Source organism: Xanthomonas sp. LF07-6 (assembly GCF_034105445.1).
Classification (GTDB): domain Bacteria; phylum Pseudomonadota; class Gammaproteobacteria; order Xanthomonadales; family Xanthomonadaceae; genus Xanthomonas_A; species Xanthomonas_A sontii.
Genome location: NZ_JAXGGI010000041.1, coordinates 1 through 670, shown reverse-complemented (window position 1 = coordinate 670; position 670 = coordinate 1). Strand labels below are relative to the sequence as shown.

1 protein-coding gene is annotated in these 670 nt (G+C 66.7%); it reads right to left on the bottom strand.

Features of this window, described 5'->3' with window-relative positions; all coding sequences use genetic code 11:
• Positions 1-670, bottom strand: a 670-nt coding sequence (locus tag SLW56_RS20790; protein WP_320695408.1) for a flagellin hook IN motif-containing protein, incomplete at both ends; no start/stop codon positions are given.

The window sequence follows — 670 nt, the reverse complement described above, 5'->3', positions numbered from 1 at the left end:
CTGGAAGGTGGAGATGTCCACGTCCTTCAGGAAGTTGGTGGTACCCGCGGCGGCAGTGGCAGTGGCGGCGATGCCGCTCTGGTCGAAGGTGATGCCGGTGGCACCGGTGGCGCTGCCCGCGGTGAACGAGAAGTCCTGGCCGCCCTTGACCGATTCCAGCTTCAGCTTGTTGCTGCTGTCCACCGAGGCGTACACGCCGGTCTGGGCCAGCTTGTCGTTGATCGCCGAGGCGATCTTCTTGGCCACGCTGGTGTCCACGTCGCCGACGGCCACCGAGACCGAGGCGATGCTGACGCCGTTGACGGACATGCCGGAGAAGCTGCCGCTGGCGGTGGCGGTACCCGAGGCCAGGGCGTTGGTGGTGGTCTGGGTGGCGGCGAAGCCGGCCTTGCCCAGCGCGGCGGCGCTGGCGTTGACGATGCTGTTGATGCCGATGGTCTGGCCGGCGTCGGCACCGATCTGGAACAGCGCGCCGGAGAACGAGCCGTCCAGCAGCTTGGTGCCGTTGAAGTTGGTCTGGCTGGAGACGCGGTCGATTTCCGAGGCCAGCTGCTTGACTTCCGAGTTCAGCGCGCCGCGGTCGGTGGTGGAGTTGGTGGCGTTGGCCGACTGCACCGCCAGTTCGCGGATACGCTGCAGGTTGTTGCCGATTTCGACCATCGCGCCTTCT